The organism is Clostridioides sp. ES-S-0010-02, from assembly GCA_020641055.1.
Classification (GTDB): Bacteria; Bacillota; Clostridia; order Peptostreptococcales; family Peptostreptococcaceae; genus Clostridioides.
In genome coordinates this window covers 3491151-3513545 of record CP067345.1, presented here as the reverse complement: position 1 = coordinate 3513545, position 22395 = coordinate 3491151, and the positions used below count along the sequence as shown (strand labels likewise).

Below are 22395 nucleotides of genomic sequence, written 5' to 3'. Positions count from 1 at the left end.
GAGTGTCTCATCGAGGATTTCTAAAAATCACTTTGAGGCAACTCCTTATATTTTTGTTTTAATTTTAATTATTTATTAATATTTAAATGTAATCTTTTATTAAACTATGGTGTTGTATTTCCACCACCATCAGGAGGGGTGACAGTACCACCACTGTTTCCACCATTGTCAGGAGGGTTAGTAGTACCACCACTGTTTCCACCATTGTCAGGAGGGTTAGTAGTACCGCCACTGTTTCCACCATTGTCAGGAGGAGTAGTAGTACCACCACTATTTCCACCGTTATCAGGAGGAGTAGAGCCACCACCATTATTACCTGAATTATTGTTGTTATTATTGTTTTCTTCTTCTTGTTGATTATTATCTGGTTTCTTTGTATCTTCAGGAGATGGCTGAGAACTTACTCTAGAAGGAGCAGTACCTTCAATAAATGCTGCTTTAGAGCCAGAAGATTGCTTTCCTCCATCTTCTAAATTAATTTTTGTAAAATATACATTTTTAGGAACTTCAAATTCAGTAACTGTTAAATTTGCATGTATTTTTGCCATGATTTTTTGCCAAAGTTTTGCTGTACTAGTACTTCCATGTGGAACATCTCTACGTTTTATAGTGTTACCAGCATCATCTTTTCTACCAGCATCATCTCCAATGTATGTTGCTCCTACATAATAAGGTGTATAACCAACAAACCAAGCATCATATGCGCTATTTGTAGTACCTGTTTTACCTGCAACAGGCATTCCTTTAGGAAGTGATGCAATACCACCTGTACCTTCAGTAATTACACTTTCTAACATATCTGTAACAACATAAGCTACTTCTGGGTCTACAACTTTATGCTCTTCAGGAGCGTTTTTAACTAATAATTGCCCATCAAAAGTAGTTATAGTAGTGTAAATAGATGGTTCTACATAAACTCCTTGATTTGCTAATGTACCATAAGCAGCAGCCATCTGAAGTGGAGTAATACCACTTGCCATACCACCAAGTGTTAATGCTGGGAACTGTCTATCAGTTGCTCCTGTTTGGCTATTTTTAACAGTTGTTATACCAAAGTTCTTTAAGTAGTCCATCATTATATCTATACATTCATCATAAGAATCTCCAAGCATCTCAGCAGTTTTAACTGCTATTGTATTTGAAGATTTAGCAAGAGCTTTACGTAAACTCATAGAGCCATGACCACTAGTGGTAGTTCTTGGATTCCATTTAGTGTTTTCTTCAAATTTATATCCTCCTCTAACATCATTTAGAGCAGTTGATTGTGTAATCTTTAAAGTATCAATAGCTGGTGTATAAATTGCTAGAGGTTTTATAGAAGAACCTGGCTGATGAGGGCTAGTAGCACGATTTAAAGTTTTTCTGCCACTTATGTTTCGGCCTCCAGCTAGTGCTCTTATTTCACCATTTTTGTAATCTAAAATTACCATTGCAGACTGTGGCTGGCTAACTCCATCAGGTCCAACCATATGTCCTGGGAAATTGCTATTTTTATCAAATTCTTCTTCCAAAGCATCCTGCATTTTAGGGTCTATAGTTGTATTTACAATTAGACCACCATTGTAGAATAAGTTTTGAGCTTCATCATTTGTATGTCCTTGTTCCATTAGGGCATTTATAACTTCACTTTCAATAAGGTCTTCTACAGATGAAGAAACTTTATCTGCTGATTTAGGTAATTTTATTTCTATCTTAGCATTAATTGCTTCATCATATTCTTTTTGTTTTATATATCCTAGGTCTAACATTTTCTTTAGAACAATTTCTTGTCTTTTCTTAGCTTCAGGGTTGTTTATAGCTTTTCTAACAACTAATGTACCTGCTTTTAGCTGTCTATAAGTATCACTAGATATAAGTTCCCAAGTTTTTAATTTCTCAATCATATCAAAGTCTACTTGAGTTGGGTCATCTAAATCATCATCAGTTGTATTAACAAAAAATAACAACTTATTCTCTAAGTCACTCTTAGTTTCATTTCCATCTAATTTAGAAGTTTTGTAAGCTGAAAACCTAGATGGATTTTTAGTTGAACCAGCAAGAAGTGCTGACTCAGCTATAGTAAGGTCAGATGCAGACTTATCAAAATAACCACGTGCGCCAGCCTCAGCTCCTGCAAGACCCTTTCCAACGAAGAAGTTATTTAAATAAGTTTCTAGTATTTTGTCTTTACTTACTGTCTTACTCATCTCATATGCATAATAAATATCTTTTATTTTACGAGGTAGAGTTTGTTGCTCAGTAGTCAATAACATCTTAGATACCTGCATAGGAATAGTACTACCACCTTGCTTAGTACCAGTAAGAGTTTTTAATACTGATCTAAATAAACCTTTAATGTCAACACCCTTGTGTTCATAAAAACGTTCATCTTCTATTGCAATTACTGCATGTTGAAGATGAGTTGAAATTTTATCTAATGGAACGGGTGTCTTTTTATTTACACTTGGAGCAGTAGATAATGTTTTTCCATTAGCGTATTTAATTGTAGTTGTCTGGTTTGTTTGCTTGTCTAAAACAGCTTCTGTAACTGGAGAGACATCTCTTAATGATGCAAATACTAATCCAGCAGTACCTGCTGCACCAACAACTAATAAAACTAAAAATACTATACCAAATACTCTTAGTTTTTTAAATTTATCGCTTTTCTTAGATTTCTTCTTGCTTTTAGTTGAATGAGTTTTGTTAGCTGAATTTCTATTAACTGGTTTATTTGAGCTACTAGATGAACTAACCTTTTTTCTTCTTATTTTATTTCCATTTTTATCATTATCGTTATTCATAAGATTTTAACCTCCTTACTTAATGCAATATTATAACACAAATAGGAGTAATTTTGTAATTAATAGAAAAAATGAATTTGCTATAATATTCTGTACATTGTAGATATGTATAAACAAAATGTATTAATAAGTCTATATTTTTATTTATTTATTTTTGACAAATATTATAAAAATTATGCCAAAGTTACATATAAATAAATAGGAGGGGATAAATTTGAATAGGATAGTAGATAGAAAAAAGAAAAATGAATTTAGAAAAATTGTAGCTATTTTCTTGTTAATTCTTTTCTTGTCTGTATTTATAGGCAGTTTCATATATATAGATAAAAGTTTAAGACCAACAATTACAGTTTTAGCAGAAACAAAAGCTCTTGAATTGGCAAACAGGTCTATAAATAAAGCTGTTGCTGAAATGGTAGAAGGGAAAATAAATTATGAAGATTTAATGGATATACAGCTTGATAATAACGGAAAAATAACTATGATACAAGCAAATACTATTATGATGAATGAAATTGCATCTGCAATAGCTTTAGAAATACAAGATGAATTAAAAAAAGGTAAAACAGCAGATTCTTACATACCTATAGGAACAGCATTAGGAAGTCCTATATTAGCTAAATACGGCCCTAAACTTGAAGTATCTATTGAACCTATAGGAACAGTATCAGTAAACTTTAAAACGGAATTTGAGTCTTCAGGCATAAATCAAACAAGACATAGGATATATTTAGAAGCTCAAACTCAAGTGAAAGTAGTAATCCCACTTATAACTTCAACAAAACAAATTAAAGCTCAGATACCTATCTGTGAGACTATAATAGTAGGTGATGTTCCAGAAAGTTATGTAAATATACCTGAAAAGAACCTTGGCAATGTTTTACCTAACACTGGAAAAAATGCTAACAAGTAATATTAATGATATTTATTTTTTAATAAATTTGAAATAATAGTTTATAAATAAAAATTATGTCAATAATAAGTAATAAATAAGAATCAATATAGTTGTAATAAAAATTAATATAATTGTAATAAAAATTTATGTTTTAAAGTATGTAAAATATTTAATATATTTGGTCTGTAGAGTGAAGAAATATGTCTTCAGACCAAATATATTATAAACATTTATTTAATGATGATTTAAGAGTTACAAATTACTTATATAATTTATTATCTAAAGCATCCATTTAATAAATACACCATAACCTACAGCTGGGTCATTTTCAATGGCATGAGAAACTGCTCCTATTATTTTATCATCTTGTACTATTGGAGTACCACTCATACCTTGTACAATACCACCAGTTTGAGCTAAAAGGTTTTTGTCAGTGATTTTAATTTTAAAACTTTTACTCTCAGGATGGTTTTGGTTTTCTATATCTATAATTTCAATATTATATTTTTTACATTCATTAGAGTTGTTTTGTAAAATTATTTGAGCTTTTCCCAGCTTAACTTCATTTAGTGAAGCTACCTTATATTTTTTTAAGCTAGAAATATCAAAGTTATTAATTTGACCTCTTATTCCAAAATCAGTGTTTTCTGTAAAACTACCAATAATATTTTCTCTTTTTGCATTTATACATCCAACACTACCTCGATAGGATTTTTCTATGTCGAGGTGCTTAGTTGTAGAAATTGAACCTGATTTTATAGGTATTTTTCTTGAATTACCAACACTTATTGGGTGACCTACGGCACCAAATTCTGAGGTTTCTGGATTGATATAAGTCAAAGTAGCAAATCCAGAAAGTAAGTTATTAAAACTAATTTTTTCTAATATGTGTTTAGTTGTTTTCATTGTTAAAAGTTGACCACCTCTATTTAATAAAATAGACACTGGTTTTTCTTCTGGTAAAGCATTTAGTGTATTAGCAAAATCACTATATCCATCAACTTCTATATTATTTACTTTGATTATAGCATCACCTAATCTAAATGGAGATGCTTCACCAGGACTTCTAACGATGATATTTTTTAGTTCTGCATCAATTTGAAGAACATTTCCTATAGGTATTAAATATTGAGGTTCACTTTTTTGTAAATTTTGTGCATAAATTAAATTATTTGAGAAAAAATATAATAAAAATAAAAATGTTAAAACAATTGTAAATTTTGACTTAGCTAAGTTGTTTCTTTTACTTAAAGATTTATCTTTAAAATAAAAATTTTTAAATTGCATAGAACACCTCTTTCTTATTAAAATATTTTAATAATAAAATTGAAATTTTCTTGCTGCTTCAATATTATGTTGCTCAAGAATTAGTTTTTGATGCTTGGAAAACTGACGCAATAACTCCTTAGTTTTCATAAAAATAAATAAAATAAACAAGGTATATGATAAAATAGATACATATTCATATAAATTTAAAATAGATAATAGCTGTATATCATTGAAAGGAGCAAAAGATGAAAAAATATAGATTGTTAGTTACTTGTATAATTGCCATGGGAATTATAATTATAGGTACATCAAATCCAGTTACCAATTTTTACAAGACAACAAATTTAATTAATTCAGGCACTACTAAAAATGAAAAAACAGATAAAGATGAAAATAAAAATATAAAAGATAAAGATAAAGATGAAAATAAATCAAATTCAAAAAGCAAAAATGATAATAAGTCAGAGGATAATAAATCAGATAATAAAACAGAAACTCAAAAAAATAAAAAGTTTTTAATTTGTATAGACCCAGGGCATCAAGGAAAAGGGGATAGTAATTTAGAACCAGTAGCTCCAGGTTCTTCATCTCAAAAAGCAAGAGTATCTTCAGGAACAGAAGGTATAGCTACAAAGAAAGCAGAGTATGTTTTAAATCTTGAAGCATCTGTAGTTTTAAAAAATATATTAGAATCTAAAGGTTACAATGTAATAATGACTAGAGAAACACATGATGTAAATATAAGTAACTCAGAAAGAGCAATACTTGCTAATGAGAAAAAAGCAGATATGGTTGTAAGAATACATGCAGATAGTTTAAATAATTCTTCAAAGACTGGTGCATCTATATTAGTTCCTGAGAAGGATGGAAAATATACAGCTCCTATATATGAAGATAGTAATAGATGTGCAGAATTCATCAAAACAAACATGGAACAAGCTGGGATACAGATAAATGGAATTGTTCAAAGAGGAGATTTGACTGGATTTAACTGGTCAAAAGTGCCAGCTGTATTAGTAGAGATGGGATTTATGAGCAACTATAATGAAGACCAAATGATGTCAAATCCAGAATATCAAAGAAAAATGATGCAATGTGTAGCAGATGGATTAGATGAATATTTTAAATAAAACATAAATAGAGAAAAAAATTGGGATGGTACTATTTTCCTAATTTTTATCTCTATTTTTTATTCAAATAATAGTGAAAAAGCAAATTACAAGGCTACATACCTGTTTGTATAAGAGACTACAAACCTACATTAAATGGAAAAATAGACATTTACATATATGACTATATTTTCATAATAAACCCTAACTATATAGTTTTGTAAAGTTAGATAATATTTAGGAAGAATTTAAAGCTGATATACTTTATTAAGAAAAGACCAAAAAAAGAAGAAAACAACAAAAAGAATTATGTGTATTATAGGAAGAAAACTAAATAAAGAAAACTTTTTACTATCACGAGTTTTGATTAATGAAATAATATATGAGATAGGATATAAACCAGCAAGTAGCATAGTAATTAAAGCAATCACAGATTGTATAATCTCACTTAAAATCTTCCAGTTTACCATTCCTAAATCAGCAACAGAAATGATAGTTCCAATCCATGTTATTAGAGAAAATGGAATTGGCAATGCATAAATAATATAAATAATAATGAAATATTTTTTCTGTTTAATAACTATTTTTCACCTCCGTTTAGATAAATAACCTGTAGCACCACTTATCGCCTAAGGCAAGCAAACGTAAATTGGTTTTATTCTATTCTAATAATTGTGTCTGTAAATATCAAATGATTTGCATTGTGTCAAAACCTTATATTAATGTTCATAAGAAATTTTGTTTATTTGAGAATCAATCAGAAACCATTTTATAATTTCAAGATTAAACAGGATACAAAGAAATTATAGCATGCATGTATTTTTTAGTCGATAAAGAAGTTCTATCATTGATGAAAGTATCTATTTTTATTTTACATAATACAGCTATAAAGTTTATTCTCAGTTAAATTATTGTAAATATAACTAAAAATATTGGTAATACTTGATTTAAGTTTAAAAAGAATATATTATAGTATAGAATGTGTAAAATTTTTTTGAGAGGTGTTAGAATGCTAGTAGTAGAAAACGTAAGCCACGGATTTGGAGCAAGAACAATATTAGAAAATGTATCCTTTAGACTTAGAAAAGGTGAACATATTGCACTAGTTGGCGCTAATGGAGAAGGAAAATCGAGTTTTTTAAATATAATAACGAAAAAGCTTATGCCTGATGCTGGAAATATAAAATGGTCTTCAAGAGCTACAGTAGGTTACTTAGACCAACATACAGTATTAAGTAAAGGTAAAAGTATAAGAGAAGTGCTTAGAGAAGCTTTTAAGCATATGTTTGATTTAGAGCAAGAAATGATTGCTATGTATGACAAGATGGGAGAAGCTAGTGATGATGAGATGAGTAAGCTTCTTGAAGAAACAGCAGAAATACAAACTATACTTGAAAATAGTGGTTTTTATATGATAGATGCAAAGATACAAGAAGTTGCAAATGGTCTTGGTCTTGGAGAGATTGGTCTTGATAAGGATGTAACTGATTTAAGTGGAGGTCAAAGAACAAAAGTACTTCTGACTAAACTTTTACTTGAAAATCCAACTATTCTTATACTGGATGAGCCTACAAACTATTTAGATGAGGAACATATAACATGGCTTACTAGATATCTTCAGGAATATGAAAACAGTTTTGTTCTAGTATCACATGATATTGACTTTATAAATAATACTTGTAATGTAATATATCATATGGAAAATGGCGAGTTAAATAGATATAAAGGTAATTATGATGAATTTGTAAGACTGAATGATATAAAGAAACGTCAAGAAGAGCAAGCTTATGATAAACAAGTTGAAGAAAGAAAAAGGTTAGAAGATTTTGTAGCCAGAAATAAAGCTAGAGTTGCAACAAGAGGAATGGCTAATAGTAGACAAAAACAACTAGATAAGATGGAAATACTAGAAAGACCAAAGGAAAAGATAAAACCTACTTTTTCTTTTAAAGATGCCAGAGCAGCAAGCAAGATAATCTTTGAAACAGAAGACTTAGTTTTAGGTTATGATGAAGCGTTAACAAAACCACTTAACTTCCATTTAGAAAGAGGAAAGAAGGTTGCTTTAAAAGGGATGAATGGTATTGGTAAATCTACATTATTAAAAACATTACTTGGAATAATAAAACCATTTGGTGGAAATGTTAGATTGGGAGACTATTTAGAAGTTGGATATTTTGAGCAAGAGAGTTCAAGAGAAAATAATAATACACCTATGGATGAAGTTTGGAGTGAATTCCCTGGTCTTACGAATTTTGAAGTTAGACAAGTCCTTGCAAAATGCGGACTTACTAATGAGCATATAACTAGTCAAATGAGAGTATTAAGTGGAGGCGAAGCTGCCAAGGTTAGACTTTGTAAAGTTATGCTAAAAAATATAAACTTTTTAGTACTAGACGAGCCTACAAACCACTTAGATGTAGATGCAAAAGACGAATTAAAGAAAGCTATAAAAGAATTTAAAGGTACAGTTCTTTTAGTATGCCATGAGCCAGAATTCTATTCAGAAATTGTCGATGATGTATGGAATATAGAAGATTTCACGACTAAAATCGTTTAGGTAATTAATTTGTTACTGGGGGGATTTCATGAAAAAGTTTCTAAATATAATTTTTTCAGTGTGTATAAGTGTGGTTGTAATAGTAGGTGCTATTAATTTTACTGTTGGATTTAAGCAACTTTATTATTTTGATATTGATTATTTAAACATATCAGAGTTATCTGGTTTATCTAAAGATGATATAAAATTAAATTATGATTACTTAATAGATTACAACCTAAGTAAGGATGTATCTGAGTTTAAGTTACCAACATTAGAATCTTCTCCAGAAGGGAAAATACATTTTGAAGAAGTGAGAAATATATTTCAAAATATCAATAAATTAGCTAAGTTATTAATGATAATTTCTTTGGTGGGAATTATATTAAGTATAAAAAATAAAAATATAAAACTACTAAAAACTATATCAATGACATTGATAATAATGCCAGTAGTGTTGGCACTTCCTATTTTGTTGAATTTTGAAAAATCATTTATTATTTTTCATAAATTATTATTTAGAAATGATTATTGGATATTTAATCCTGATTTAGACCCAGTTATAAATATGCTTCCAGAAGAATTTTTCTTTCATGCTGGAATGATGATTTTAATATTGATTTTTGCAGTAAGCATGTTGATTTTTGCAATGTATAAATTATGTAAATTATTTAAAAGTAGAAAGATATAAGGTAGAGCGATATAAATTAAAACTTATATAATAAAAATAGCTATGTAATATTATTTAGACGAAAAGGAGTCAAAAAATATTTATGCATAGCTATTTTTAATAAAAAATTATTTTTTGCAAGTAATTTTAACTAAGTCTTGAAATTTTCCCATAATATAATTATAATTATCTTTTTTATGAGGTAGTATACAGCTACTGCAATCTTTAATGCCTTTCTCTGTGTACTTAAAGTTTCCTCCACAATTTTCTCCTAAAGCATATAAAGGACAATAGCAAAATAAACAGTTAAATTCTTCTGGTTTATCAGTTTTATGACAAGGGAAAAACTCACAATCTTTGTGATTAAAAAATTTATAATTTTCGCCCATATTTTCCTCCTAATTTAAATAAAATATGAAATCTTTTATAACTATATAAGATTTTGGTGATAATATAATTATACAATATTTTTATTAATAGTTGATAATATAGTACTCTTAATCATATTATTAATGGTATAATTAGTCAACAGAGAAATAATGTAAGTGTTTTTAATACAATTAGATTATGTTTTATAACAAAAAATGAGGTGATTAAGTGAAAGAAATTCAAGAAAGAGCACTTCTTGTAGGTCTGAATTTGACAACAATAGTTAAAAAAAGTGATGATATAGACACTAACGAATCCATGGAAGAACTAAAAGAATTAGCGAAGGCTGCTGGAGCAGAGGTTGTAGGTAGCTTAATTCAAAATAAGCAAGCTGTTGATGCAGCTTATTATATAGGAAAAGGTAAGGTAGAGGAAATAAGAGCATATAGTGAATCATTAGATGCTACTTTAGTAATTTTTAATGATGAATTATCTGGCGCTCAAATTAGGAATATTGAAAATGTTGTTGGAAAAAAAGTAATAGATAGAACTACCTTAATTTTAGATATATTTGCTCAAAGAGCACTTAGTAAAGAAGGTAAATTACAGGTCGAATTAGCACAATTAAAATACAGATTACCACGACTTTATGGAATGGGTGGTGAAATGAGTAGAACTGGTGCAGGAATTGGAACGAGAGGACCTGGTGAACAAAAGTTAGAAGTAGATAAAAGACATATACTTAATAAAGCAGCGGATATAAGACGTGAACTTAAAGAGGTAAAAAAGAATAGAGAGACACAAAGAGTTAAGCGTTTAAAATCAAATATACCAATTGTAGCACTTGTTGGATATACAAATGCAGGAAAATCGACCTTACTAAACGAATTAATAAAGACACACAAGGATTATGAACAAGAAAAAGAAGTTTTTGTAAAAGATATGCTTTTTGCAACTTTAGATGTAACTTTAAGAAAAGCCCTTTTGCCAAACAAGAAAGAATTTTTAGTAGTAGATACTGTTGGATTTGTTAGTAAACTTCCCCATGATTTAGTAGAGGCATTTAAGGCTACACTAGAAGAAGTACAATATGCAGATTTAATTTTACACGTAATTGACACAACGAACACTAGTTATGAATTGCAAAAAAGTACAACTGAAGGTGTATTAAAAGAACTTGGTGCAAATGATAAAAAACATATACTTGTATACAATAAAGTAGATAAGCTAGAGTTAGATATATATCCTAAGAGTCAAGAAGATATTGTGTATATATCTGCAAAACAAGGCATAAATATGGATAAACTATTAAATATGATAGAAATTGCTTTAATGGAAAATACTTATTCAGTAAGTTTGATGTTACCTTATGAAAGAGGTGATATATTTAGTAGAATAAAAGATAAATACAATGTGGAGAATTTTGAGTATGGGGAAAATGGTGTAACATTAGATGTAAATTTAGATGAAGAAGATTTTAATATCTATAGAGAGTACATATTAGAAAAATAGGTTTGATATGGATATAAATTGGGAAAATATAGATAATCTTGAAGATTATTTTATAACCTATCTTCTTTACAAAGAATCTAAAACAGTATCTCAAATTAGTAAAATTAGAAACATTTCAAATGTTGAAGCAAGTGAGCAACTTATACAAGCAAAGTTGAAGATAAAAGAAATGCAAAAAGATGATTTTGAGGCATCTAAGGACATTTTAGATAAATTTTTAGAATTAGATAAAATTAAGAGACTTGATTTTATGGATAGCTTAGATGACGAAAAAATGGTATACTTTAAGAGAAAGGTTTTCAAAAGAATCCTTGTAGAAAAAAATGCTGAAGATTTGATTGTTTTAATTTGGGCAACAGGTGAGCTAAAAGATGATAGATTTTTGAAGTTACTCCATCAGCTCACAAACCACAGACACTCAGATATTAGAAGAATAACTTATTCAGCAATAAGAAAGATTGAGTCACCAAGTAGTAGAGAAGTCTTACAAAAAGGTCTCTACGATAAAAATGCACAAACTAGACAATATTGTGCAAAAGCTCTTTCAAAATTAGGAGATGAAAACAGTTTAAAGATTTTACAGCAGTTAAAAGATAAGAATAAGAATTTTGAAAAAGAGTACGTGCTTAGAGCTTATGATGAAGCCATTGAAGCATTATTAAATTTGAAAAAGTAATTTTTTATTAAAGCAATTTGTTTACTTAATGATTTATTTATGGAGTTTAACAAGGTAATTAATAAATTAATGGGAGGGGTTTCAAATGATAGTAAGACGTTGTGCAGGTGGAGTAGTGTTTTATGCTAATAAAGTACTTATTGTAAAAAATGATAGAGGTGAATGGACACTTCCAAAAGGAAAGATACTTGGAGGAGGACTTCCATATGAAAGTGCTGTTGAAAGAGTTAAAGTAGAAACTGGCATAGACGCTAAAATGATAGATGTAGCTGGCGATACTATGTATGAATTTTTCTCAAGAAGTAGACAACAAGAAGTTTGCAATGCGATAATGTGGTATGTTATGGAAGCTTGTAATACTGAATGTGTACTTGCTCCTGAATTCCAAGAAGGTGGATTTTACAAGATAAAAGATGCTTTAGAAATGTTGTCACATCATAAAGAGCAAGCTTTAGTTGAAGTATCTTATAAAAAGTTTAAAGAATTAAAGAAATTAGTTTCAGAGGGCGACGATGTTCCAGCAAACTAGTAGTGAATTTATAGAGTTTTGAGGAAGGGATAGACCCTTCCTTTTTTAATTCCAAGTTTTAGAAATGTATACTTTATAGTTTATCTGATTTGTATTTTAATAAATTATATTGATTTATGTATCAATAAATTATATTAAAAATAAAAATTAAAAATCTTGTGATTTTATTATATAATTATCTTATAATGCTAACTAAATGAATACTAAAAATTCTATTTACATTTTAATTGGAGTAATTTTTATAAATAAAGATATATTTTAGCAAATGACAAAAATAGGAGGAGTTATAATGAGTAATTATAGGACATTACACGAATTTGGAACAGATGAAATAACAATTGAAAAATCTGTTTTTATTGGATATGCTAAGCCTATACAAAGTGAAGAAGAAGCAGTAGAATTTATAAATGAAATAAAGAAAAAACACAAAGATGCAAATCATAATGTGTGGGCTTATACAGTTGGACAAAATATGAATATACAAAGGTATAGTGATGATGGAGAGCCACAAGGAACAGCAGGGATACCAACATTAGAAGTTATAAAAAAAGAGGACTTGAGAGATGTAGTAGTAGTTGTCACTAGATATTTTGGTGGTATAAAATTAGGTGCAGGTGGTCTGGTTAGAGCTTATACAAAAGGTGCTAAATTAGGCTTAGAAGCTGGAAAAATAATCAGTAAGGTAATGTACCAAGAAGTTAAAGTTAAGATAGATTATACTCAACTTGGAAAGGTACAAAATGAACTGATGAATTTAGGGTACTTTATAAAAGATACCATATATGAGGATAATGTTGAGATAATAGTATATTCAAAGTTAGAAGATGTGGAAAAACTATCAGAGAAAATGATTGATATAACAAGTGGAACAGGAAAGATAGTTTTAGGAGAAGAATTTTATTTATCTGAACAGGATGGAGAAATTTTACTATAAAAATCTTACTGTAATTTAAGCTAAAAGTAAAAAAGTAGAGTAGCAATATAGAAGATAAAAGCATAAAAATAGAATAGTTATATAGAAAATAAAAGCCATTAATTTATATTAAAATAATTTAATGGCTTTTATCAGACTTTGCACAGAATCCTTTTTTAACTTCAAATAAACCAACTAAAAGTAAAAACACTCCAAATATTTTCTTCAATATATCAGACGATAAATAATTAGCTAATAGTGAGCCAAATATAGCTCCTAACACTCCAAATACAGCTATTGGAATAACTAATTTGAAAATTACGTTTTTATTTTTGATATGTATAGCTAATGCTATCAAAGTCATAGGTATGGAGGAAAGTAAGTTTACACTCTGTGCTATTTTAGTATCTATACCAGCAAGTAAAACGAGAGCAGGAATAAGAATAGTTCCACCGCCCATTCCCATTCCTCCAATAATTCCTGCAAAAAATCCAATTAAAGCAAATAACATTAAAACACCATCCTTAATGCTGCAATTATCATAATCAAGCCAAAAGAAATCCTAAGAAACTTTCCAGTAACTTTATTTAGTAATTTAGCCCCTATAATACCACCAACAATACTTCCTGCCGCAACTTTTATTGTTAAGTTAATGTCGTAAGTTCCTTTAGAAACATATAAAACAGAACTTGCTGTTGTCAAGAAAATGATTATAGAAAGAGCTGTTGCATGAGATTTATGTTCTTCTACCTTCACAATATCATTTAATATTGGGACTAAAAGAGTACCACCTCCAGAGCCAAATACTCCGTTTATAAATCCTGTAAATACTCCAATTATCGTATTTTTTATATTGAAATCAAAATATTTTTTCCTTAAGTTATTAGTATTTTTCATAAAAACCACCTTCTAAAATAGTTTTACCAAAATAGGCAAATTATATTTATATAAAATAATATTAAATATAATCTTTCATTTTTGCTTAAATTTGAATAAAAAAAAACATGTTAAAACAACATATTAATATATGGTATAATATATTAAAACAAAGTAGTAAATTGAGAGGAGATAACAATGTCGAATATAAAAATACAAATAGACAAAACTGTAGAATGGCTTAAAAATAAGGTTAATGAGGCAAATGCAAAAGGATTAATTGTTGGTGTATCTGGAGGAATTGATTCAGCAGTAGTTGCCAATTTAATTAAAAAAGCTTTTCCAGAAAACTCTATGGGAGTTATAATGAGCATAAAAAGTAATCCTCAAGATAGAGAAGATGCACTTAAGGTTATAGAAGGATGTGATATAGAATATCTTGATTTAGACCTTATAGAACCACAAAGTGCTATATTAGACATGGTGGTAGGAAATTTAAAAGAGAAACATTTATATAGAGAAGAATATTTAAAAATGACAGATGCAAATTTAAGAGCAAGAGTAAGAATGAGTACTATTTACACAATTGCTAATAACTTAGGATATTTAGTTGTTGGTACAGATAATGCTGCAGAAATACACACTGGATACTTTACTAAGTTTGGTGATGGTGGAGTTGACATTTTACCAATTGCAAATTTAACTAAAGCTGAAGTATACGAATGGGCAAAAGAACTTGGTGTTCATGAAGATTTAATAAATAAAGCTCCTTCAGCAGGTCTTTGGGAAGGACAAACAGATGAAAATGAAATGGGAACTACTTACAATATGATAGATGCTGTATTAGAAGGTAGATTAGATGAAGTTCCTCAAAGAGACCAAGAGATAATAGAAAGACTTCATAGAATAAGTGAACACAAGAGAAAAACGCCTGCACAACCTCCTAAGTTCTAATTTACTATTTTCAAGATTTGTGATAAAATTTACAAGTGATAAAAATTAGAATAATTAATTGTACGTATTAAGGAGTGGAAATATGGGACGTATAGGAAATATAATTAATAGAAAAGGTAAACAAGATGCTCAAAGAGCAAAAATATTTACTAAACATGCTAGAGCAATAGCCGTTGCAGCTAAAGAAGGTGGAGCAGACCCAGAATATAATGCAGCATTAAAAACAGCTATAGAAAAAGCTAAGGCAGATAATATGCCAAATGATAATATAGATAGAGCTGTTGCTAAAGGTGCTGGTGCAGGTGCTGGAGAAGACTATGAAACTATAGTTTATGAAGGATATGGACCTGGTGGGGTTGCTGTTATAGTAGAGACTTTAACTGACAATAAAAATAGAACTGCTGGTAATGTAAGATATTACTTTGATAAAAACGGAGGAAACCTAGGAACTACTGGATGTGTGTCTTTTATGTTTGATAACAAAGGACAAATATTAGTTGGTGCAGGAGATGGCGTTTCAGAGGAAGAATTAATGGATGTTGCATTAGAAGCAGGTGCTGAAGATTTTATAACAGAAGAAGATGGTTATGAAATAATAACTACACCAGAAGATTTTTCTAGTGTTCGTGATGAATTAAAAGCAAAAGGGTATGAATTTATATCTGCTGATGTAAAGATGATACCTCAAACTACAACTGTACTAACTGAAGAATCTCATTTAAAAATGATGAATAAATTAGTTGATATGCTTGAAGAAGATGATGATGTTCAAGATATATATCATAACTGGGAAATGGAAGAATAAATATTCTAATATCTTAGAAATGTATACACCTCTGAGCCATGTTTGCATAATAATATGTTAATATGGTTCAGAGGTGTTTTTATGTCTATAAAAATTGTTCTATAAAAATATATCTTATAAAATATTGTAGATATTAAACATCCTATTATAGGAGACATGAGAGTCAATGGAAATCCAGTTAAGTTAATGACAACAAAAGCTCAAATTAATGTACCAGCGCCATCTTTAGGAGAAAATAATGAGGAGATTTATAGAAGTTGGCTTGGCTTTGATAGTGGTAAAATAAATTATTTAAAAGAAAATGGAGTTATCTAATTTTAGAGGAAAAGTATAAATATAATATTCATTATCTTCTAAGAATTGTAAATCAAATCTAAAATTATCAGAAGCATTTAAGATAGGAAAATCTATTTAGACACTAAGTCTTTTTGGATTTTCCTATTTTCGTTAAAAAATTTATACTATTAGAACAGGTACATAGATGTACTAAACTAAAGTATTAACAATTTAAATTAATAGAGAATAAACTATTTATATGTTGAATAAAGGCCTCCTTATTAGAGTTCAAATAAACTTGTGAATATATTACCTAAACTATTTTAGTGAAAATATCAAAAGTGAGACCGCATTCTCAAAAATGAGACTGTGTTTTTTAAGTATTTTCTCGAAAATGAGACAAAAATATTGTTTTATGGGTTTTGTTGGATAAAAATTCTTTCGTGAATTACAATCTAATCAATTCTAAAGTTAAAAACTATTAAAAATTCAGTGAAATTTATGTATATTTTGTTTATTTTATCAAAAAAAACAGTTTTTTAACAAAAATAGAGAAATTAAATATAAGTTGGCGTAGAACTTGCTACTATATATTAACAAGAAAGTGTAGAAAAAATAACAATAAATAATGGGGGGAATATGATGGGATTTGTAATGGACAATTTGAAAAATCTTAAGGTGGAAGTTAAGGATAAAGTCTGTGTTATTACTATAAATAGACCTAAAGCTTTAAATGCTCTTAACAATGACACTCTTAGAGAATTATCTCAAGTTATTGATGTAGTATCAGAAAAGGATGAAATATTAGGAGTTATTATTACTGGAGAAGGCAAAGTTTTTGTAGCTGGAGCTGACATACGTCAGATGCAAAACTATAAAAGTGAAGAAGGCAGAAAATATGCAGGTTATGCCCAAGGGATTTTCGATAAAATTGAAGCTCTTGAGAAAACAGTAATAGCAGCAGTTAATGGATATGCATTAGGTGGTGGATGTGAACTTGCTATGAGCTGTGACATTAGAATTGCATCAGAAAAGGCTATATTTGGGCAACCTGAAGTTAATTTAGGAGTCATTCCATGTTTTGGTGGAACTCAAAGATTATCAAGACTTGTTGGAACTGGGATAGCCAAAGAATTAATTTTTACAGGAAGGCAAGTAGATGCAGAAGAAGCTAAATCTATTGGTCTTATTAATAAAGTGGTTCCAAGTGATTTGCTTTTACAAGAGTCGATGAATATGATGAACCAAATAGTTGAAAAAGCACCAATAGCAATAAGATATGCAAAAGTTGTTATTAATAAGGGGATAGATATGGATTTAAAAAATGCTCTTGAATTAGAGAAAGATATTGCAGGTTTAACTTTTGCTACAAGAGATAAGCAAGAAGGAATGAATGCCTTTATAGAAAAGAGAAAACCGATTTTTGAAAATAAGTAGCTATTATAACTATTGAAACAAATATAGAACATATTTAAAATCTAAATTTCGTGAAAAAATACATATAGTTTTATAGTTTAATTTTAAAAGGAGTTAATTTATGAATACGGGAGTAATTATAAGTTTAGTAGGGATTATCATAGCCCTATCCCTTCTAGTTGTAATGGTTATGAAGGGCGTAAATATTTTTATAATAGCAATTGTATGTTCATTATTAGTTGCTATAACAGGAAATTTAAATGTGTATGATGCACTTAAGGTGGATTATATGACAGGATTTGTTGGATTTCTTCAGGCAAATTTCTTTATTTTCCTAACAGGTACCTTAATGGGAAAAATAATGGAGATTACTGGAGGAGCAAAATCTATTGCTAAGATGATTGTAAGATGGATTGGGAAGGATAAAGCATTACTTTCTATTCCAATAGCGTGTGGAATATTAGCCTATGGGGGAGTAAGCGTTTTTGTTGTAAGTTTTGCTGTGTTTCCGATAGCTTTAGAAATTTTTAAAGAAGCTGATTTGCCACGACGATTTATACCAGCAGCCTTGACTTTTGGATGTTCAACTTTTGCTATGGTTGCACCAGGGGCACCTCAGATTCAGAATATTGTCCCAGCTTCAACATTAGGAACAGATATTATGGCTGGAGCAGTAAATGGATTTATATCATGTGCAGTAATGTTTATAGTTGGAAGCATTATTTTATACAAAATGGTTTCAAAAGAAAAGGCTAATGGTGGGCATTTTATAGCACATGAATCAGATACATTTGATGAAGTAGCAGCAACTAATTCCAAGAGAGAAAATGGTCCTAATGGTCTAATTGCATTAATTCCATTAATAGTATCAATCTTGATAATCAATGTGAAAATTAATGGAAAAGCAATAGTACCAATTGAGGTAGGAGTATTTATTGGAGCTTTATTAGTGTATTTATTGTTAAATAAATATCAAGATAATACCAAAATAGTTGGACATGTTGGTGATGCATGTAAAACTACAGTAGTAGCAATATGTAATACTTGTGCTGTAGTTGCATTTGGCTCAGTTGTAAAATCAGCAGTTGGTTTTGACTTCATAGTTAATGCTATGACTAATATTCCTGGACCTCCTATTGCAGGGGCTGCAGTTGGGACTACAGTTATTGCAGGTATCTGTGGGTCAGCTTCAGGTGGACTTGGAATTGCGGCTCCACTTCTTGGACCAGTATTTTTAGCTAAGGGTGTTTCTGCTGCTGCATTAACTAGAACTATGGCAATTTCGTCAGCAGCATTAGATTCGCTTCCACATAATGGATATATCGTTACTGTAACAAATGGTCTATGTAATGAATCACATAAGGATGCTTATATGCCAATATTCTGGGTAACTGTTTTAACCCCGATTATTGGAACTGTAGTAGCAGTTCTTCTGTTTACGATGTTCCCAGGATTACCATAACAGAAAAGATAAAAAGTATAAATTATATTTTGATATTGTAGAATCAATTTTCAAAGTATGTATAATAAATTTTATGTTTTAATAACATAAATACCATATTTAAAATAACAAGTTGACAGTATAAGGAGGAATTGAAAGTGTTAAATAAACCATTAGAAGGAGTTAAGGTCATTGACTTAACATATTTTGTAGCAGGTCCAGGTACTTCTAAAATATTAGCTGACTGGGGTGCTGATGTTATTAAGGTAGAACCAAGCTTTGGAGACCCAGGAAGAAAGACAGGGGCAACAATGACAATGCCAATAGATGATTATAATAATCCTTTTTACAGCACATATAATTCAAATAAAAGAGGCTTGTCTATAAATCTTAAGAGTGAGGCTGGAATTGAAATTATGGATAAGCTTTTAAGTGAAGCAAACGTATTTGTTTCAAGCTATAGAACAGGAGCGCTAAAAAGACTAGGTCTTGATTATGAATCATTAAGTAAAAAGCATCCACATCTTATCTGGGGACAAATAAATGGGTTTGGTGATTTCGGACCTGCTAAGGATAATGCAGGTTTTGATACAGTTGCTTTTTGGGCAAGAAGTGGAGCTATGCTTGATATTGCAGAGAAGGATACAAGTCCAATAAACCCACCTATAGCCTTTGGAGATGCCACAACTTCTTGCAGTTTATCTGGAGGTATATGTGCAGCTTTATACCAACAAGCTAAGACTGGAAAAGGACAAAAAGTAATGGCATCTTTATTTGGACAAGCAATATGGAATGCATCATCTTTATTAGCATCTACACAGTTTAGCGATGAGTATCCAAAAACTAGAAAAAATGCAATTTCTCCAGTAATAAACTCTTATCGTTGTAAGGATGGAAAGTGGATATTCTTAAGCATTCTAGAGCATGAAAGATATTTTGAGGCACTTTGCAGATTATTTGGAAGAGAAGATTTAATAAAAGAAGAGAAATTTGCATCTTCAGTAGAAAGTAAGAAAAATGCTACAGAACTTATTAATATTTTGGATGGTGAATTTGCAAAATTTACTCAAAATGAGATGGTTGAAAAGCTTACTACTGCGGATATAGCCCATGAGAGAATTCAACATGTTAATGATGTGGTAACTGATGAACAAGCTATTGCTAATAACTATATATATGAACATACAAGTAAAAATGGAAATAAGACAATGCTTGCATCCACTCCAGTTAAGTTTGGGAACATTGAAGTTAACATGACTTGTGATGCTCCACTTATAGGAGAACATTCAGATGAGATATTGAGAGAGCTTGGATACAGTGATTCTGATATAGAAGTTCTAATTGAGTCTGGAATTGTAGCAATGAATAAAGAAACATGTGAAGTACGTTAATGAATAGGAGGAAATTTTATGGATTTTAGATTAACAGAAGCACAACTAATGCTTCAAAGAGTAGCAAAAGAATTTGCAGAGAATGAAATAGCACCAATAGCTGCTGAAACAGATAGAACAGGTATTTTTCCAAGAGAGCTTTTTAGCAAAATGGCTAAAATAGGCTTTAATGGTATTGGAACACCTGTAGAGTATGGCGGTTCTGGTGGAGCAGATATAGAAAAGGTAATTGTTGTTACTGAGGTTGCCAAAAAATGTGCAGCATCTGCAGCAATATTATCAATACACACAATATACGCTCAAGCTATTTTGAAATTTGGTACTGAGGAACAAAAGAAAAAATACCTTCCAATGATGGCTGAAGGTGGGTGTGTAGGTGCCTTTGCTTTAACTGAGCCTAATGCTGGTTCAGATGCTGCAAGAGCTGCAACAACTGCAATTATTGATGAAGCAACTGATGAATACGTCTTAAATGGGACTAAGTGTTTTATTTCTGGTGGAGGTCAAGCAGAATCATTAATAATATTTGCATTGACAGAGCCATCAAAGGGAATAAAGGGCATGTCTGCTATCATCGTTGACAAAGGTACGCCAGGTTTTTCAATAGGAAAAATTGAAGAAAAAATGGGTATCCATGGTTCAGAAACTGCAGAGTTAATATTTGATAATTGTAGAGTTCCAAAGTCTAATTTATTAGGAAAAGAAGGGAAAGGCTTTAACATAGCTATGACTTGTCTAGATGGAGCAAGAATTGGAGTTGGAGCTCAAGCTGTAGGAATTGCGGAAGGTGCTTTAGAAGAGAGTATCAAATATTCTAAAGAAAGAGTTCAGTTTGGCAAGCCAATTTCAGCTTTGCAAGGTATTCAATGGTATATAGCAGATATGGCGACTATGGTGGAATCAGCAAAGTTGTTAGTATATTATGCTGCAGACTTGAAAGCTAGAGGGGAAAGACACACTAAAGAAGCTGCTATGGCAAAATACAATGCGTCACGTACTGCAAGAGAGGTTACAAACCTAGCTCTTCAAATCCATGGAGGATATGGATATATGAAGGATTATCCATTAGAGAGAATGTACAGAGATGCCAAGATAACAGAAATTTACGAAGGTACTTCAGAAATACACAAGGTTGTTATTTCAAGAGCAGTACTAGGATAGGAGGAAGAGCATGAATATAGTTGTTTGTTTAAAGCAAGTTCCAGATACTAACGAAGTTAAAATAAATAAAGAGACAGGTACTCTAATAAGAGATGGTGTACCAAGTATAATCAATCCAGATGATAGAAATGCTTTAGAAGAAGCTTTAAAAATAAAAGATGAACTAGGAGCAGTGATTAAGGTTGTAAGCATGGGACCCCCTCAAGCTAAAAGTGCTTTAAAAGAAGCTTTGGCAATGGGTGCTGACGAAGCATATTTAATTTCAGATAGAGCTTTTGGTGGTTCAGACACTTGGGCTACATCTACAATTATTGCTGCTGCTATAGAGAAGGTTGGAAAGTATGATGTAATATTCTGTGGAAGACAAGCTATAGATGGAGATACAGCTCAGGTTGGACCAGAGGTTGCAGAATTCTTAGGTGTCCCACAGGTTACATATGCAAAAGAAGTAAAGGTTCAAGATGATAAATTACTAGTAACTCGTTATACAGAGACAGGAGATTATTTAATAGAAGCAAAGATGCCAGTTTTATTAACTGCTATAAAAGAGTTAAATAATCCAAGATATCCAAGTGTCAAAGGAATCTTAGAAGCTTACAATAATGGAGATGCAAAGATTACTGTGTTAACACTTGAAGACTTAGCTGTTGATACAACTCAAATTGGATTAAAGGGTTCGCCTACAAATGTTTACAAGTCTTTTGTACCAGTTAAAGACAAGCATAATGAAATAATCGAAGGTATAAATAAAAAGGAAAAAGCTGAGAAACTAATAGAAATACTATTCGATTTGAAACTAGTATAGGAGTGTTAA

21 protein-coding genes and 1 pseudogene are annotated in these 22395 nt (G+C 30.3%); 17 read left to right on the top strand and 5 right to left on the bottom strand.

From position 1 onward, the window contains the following. Nucleotides 1-104 precede the first annotated feature (104 nt). Nucleotides 105-2780, bottom strand: coding sequence for a transglycosylase domain-containing protein (locus JJC01_16360; protein ID UDN57725.1), 2676 nt, complete (start codon nt 2778-2780; stop codon nt 105-107). 214 nt (nt 2781-2994) lie between these two features. On the opposite strand from JJC01_16360, the gene yunB reads away from it, so the two are divergent. Continuing rightward, nucleotides 2995-3693 carry a sporulation protein YunB gene (gene yunB / locus JJC01_16355; GenBank protein ID UDN57724.1) on the top strand — a complete coding sequence of 233 codons (699 nt, stop codon included), beginning with the start codon at nt 2995-2997 and terminating at the stop codon, nt 3691-3693. Between the two features lie 261 nt (nt 3694-3954). On the opposite strand, the gene JJC01_16350 is transcribed toward yunB, so the two are convergent. Further along, complete coding sequence (locus JJC01_16350) at nt 3955-4962, bottom strand: peptidase S55 (GenBank protein ID UDN57723.1); 1008 nt, start codon at nt 4960-4962, stop codon at nt 3955-3957. A 227-nt stretch (nt 4963-5189) separates the two neighbouring features. Here JJC01_16350 and JJC01_16345 point away from each other — a divergent pair, with 227 nt between their 5' ends. The 4 genes from JJC01_16345 (at nt 5190) to JJC01_16330 (ending at nt 9283) form a co-directional block, all read left to right on the top strand. Further along, nucleotides 5190-6074 (top strand): N-acetylmuramoyl-L-alanine amidase, encoded by an 885-nt coding sequence (locus JJC01_16345; protein UDN57722.1) that lies wholly within the window; start codon nt 5190-5192, stop codon nt 6072-6074. A gap of 342 nt (nt 6075-6416) precedes the next feature. After that, nucleotides 6417-6593, top strand: coding sequence for a hypothetical protein (locus JJC01_16340; protein ID UDN57721.1), 177 nt, complete (start codon nt 6417-6419; stop codon nt 6591-6593). A gap of 469 nt (nt 6594-7062) precedes the next feature. Next, the gene (locus JJC01_16335) at nt 7063-8613 is read left to right on the top strand and encodes an ABC-F family ATP-binding cassette domain-containing protein (protein ID UDN57720.1); all 1551 of its coding nucleotides are present in this window, start codon (nt 7063-7065) and stop codon (nt 8611-8613) included. 28 nt (nt 8614-8641) lie between these two features. Continuing rightward, complete coding sequence (locus JJC01_16330) at nt 8642-9283, top strand: TIGR01906 family membrane protein (GenBank protein UDN57719.1); 642 nt, start codon at nt 8642-8644, stop codon at nt 9281-9283. A 107-nt stretch (nt 9284-9390) separates the two neighbouring features. Here the strand turns inward: JJC01_16330 and JJC01_16325 are convergent, their stop codons facing one another. Continuing rightward, nucleotides 9391-9651 (bottom strand): cysteine-rich small domain-containing protein, encoded by a 261-nt coding sequence (locus JJC01_16325; protein ID UDN57718.1) that lies wholly within the window; start codon nt 9649-9651, stop codon nt 9391-9393. A 208-nt stretch (nt 9652-9859) separates the two neighbouring features. Between JJC01_16325 and hflX the strand changes: the two genes are divergently transcribed. The 4 genes from hflX to JJC01_16305 all read left to right on the top strand — a co-directional run bounded on the left by hflX (nt 9860) and on the right by JJC01_16305 (nt 13282). Next, on the top strand, nt 9860-11143 hold the full coding sequence (hflX, locus tag JJC01_16320; protein ID UDN57717.1) for a GTPase HflX: 1284 nt from the start codon (nt 9860-9862) through the stop codon (nt 11141-11143). Between the two features lie 7 nt (nt 11144-11150). Next, on the top strand, nt 11151-11819 hold the full coding sequence (locus JJC01_16315; GenBank protein UDN57716.1) for a HEAT repeat domain-containing protein: 669 nt from the start codon (nt 11151-11153) through the stop codon (nt 11817-11819). Between the two features lie 85 nt (nt 11820-11904). After that, entirely contained in the window at nt 11905-12348 is a 444-nt protein-coding gene (locus JJC01_16310; protein UDN57715.1) for an NUDIX hydrolase, read from the top strand. 289 nt (nt 12349-12637) lie between these two features. Continuing rightward, nucleotides 12638-13282, top strand: coding sequence for a YigZ family protein (locus JJC01_16305; GenBank protein ID UDN57714.1), 645 nt, complete (start codon nt 12638-12640; stop codon nt 13280-13282). Between the two features lie 118 nt (nt 13283-13400). Here JJC01_16305 and JJC01_16300 read toward each other — a convergent pair whose 3' ends face one another. Further along, nucleotides 13401-13772: a sulfite exporter TauE/SafE family protein gene (locus JJC01_16300; protein UDN57713.1), complete on the bottom strand. Its 372-nt coding sequence runs from the start codon at nt 13770-13772 to the stop codon at nt 13401-13403. Next, nucleotides 13772-14158: a sulfite exporter TauE/SafE family protein gene (locus tag JJC01_16295; protein UDN57712.1), complete on the bottom strand. Its 387-nt coding sequence runs from the start codon at nt 14156-14158 to the stop codon at nt 13772-13774. Before JJC01_16295 ends, JJC01_16300 begins: the two co-directional genes overlap by 1 nt. A 177-nt stretch (nt 14159-14335) precedes the next feature. On the opposite strand from JJC01_16295, the gene nadE reads away from it, so the two are divergent. From nadE to JJC01_16255, 8 genes and pseudogenes are all read left to right on the top strand, one after another. Then, on the top strand, nt 14336-15091 hold the full coding sequence (gene nadE / locus JJC01_16290; protein ID UDN57711.1) for an NAD(+) synthase: 756 nt from the start codon (nt 14336-14338) through the stop codon (nt 15089-15091). A gap of 82 nt (nt 15092-15173) precedes the next feature. Next, the gene (locus JJC01_16285; protein ID UDN57710.1) at nt 15174-15896 is read left to right on the top strand and encodes a YebC/PmpR family DNA-binding transcriptional regulator; all 723 of its coding nucleotides are present in this window, start codon (nt 15174-15176) and stop codon (nt 15894-15896) included. Between the two features lie 123 nt (nt 15897-16019). Beyond that, nucleotides 16020-16211 (top strand): annotated as a pseudogene (locus JJC01_16280) (CoA transferase). A 603-nt stretch (nt 16212-16814) separates the two neighbouring features. Continuing rightward, entirely contained in the window at nt 16815-17609 is a 795-nt protein-coding gene (locus JJC01_16275; protein ID UDN57709.1) for an enoyl-CoA hydratase/isomerase family protein, read from the top strand. A 100-nt stretch (nt 17610-17709) separates the two neighbouring features. Next, a complete protein-coding gene (locus JJC01_16270) occupies nt 17710-19050 on the top strand; it encodes a GntP family permease (protein ID UDN57708.1) in 1341 nt (446 codons plus the stop codon). A 137-nt stretch (nt 19051-19187) separates the two neighbouring features. Further along, complete coding sequence (locus JJC01_16265) at nt 19188-20420, top strand: CoA transferase (protein ID UDN57707.1); 1233 nt, start codon at nt 19188-19190, stop codon at nt 20418-20420. A gap of 18 nt (nt 20421-20438) precedes the next feature. Continuing rightward, a complete protein-coding gene (locus tag JJC01_16260) occupies nt 20439-21581 on the top strand; it encodes an acyl-CoA dehydrogenase family protein (GenBank protein ID UDN57706.1) in 1143 nt (380 codons plus the stop codon). Nucleotides 21582-21591: 10 nt separating this feature from the next. Beyond that, a complete protein-coding gene (locus JJC01_16255; protein UDN57705.1) occupies nt 21592-22386 on the top strand; it encodes an electron transfer flavoprotein subunit beta/FixA family protein in 795 nt (264 codons plus the stop codon). Nucleotides 22387-22395 lie beyond the last annotated feature (9 nt).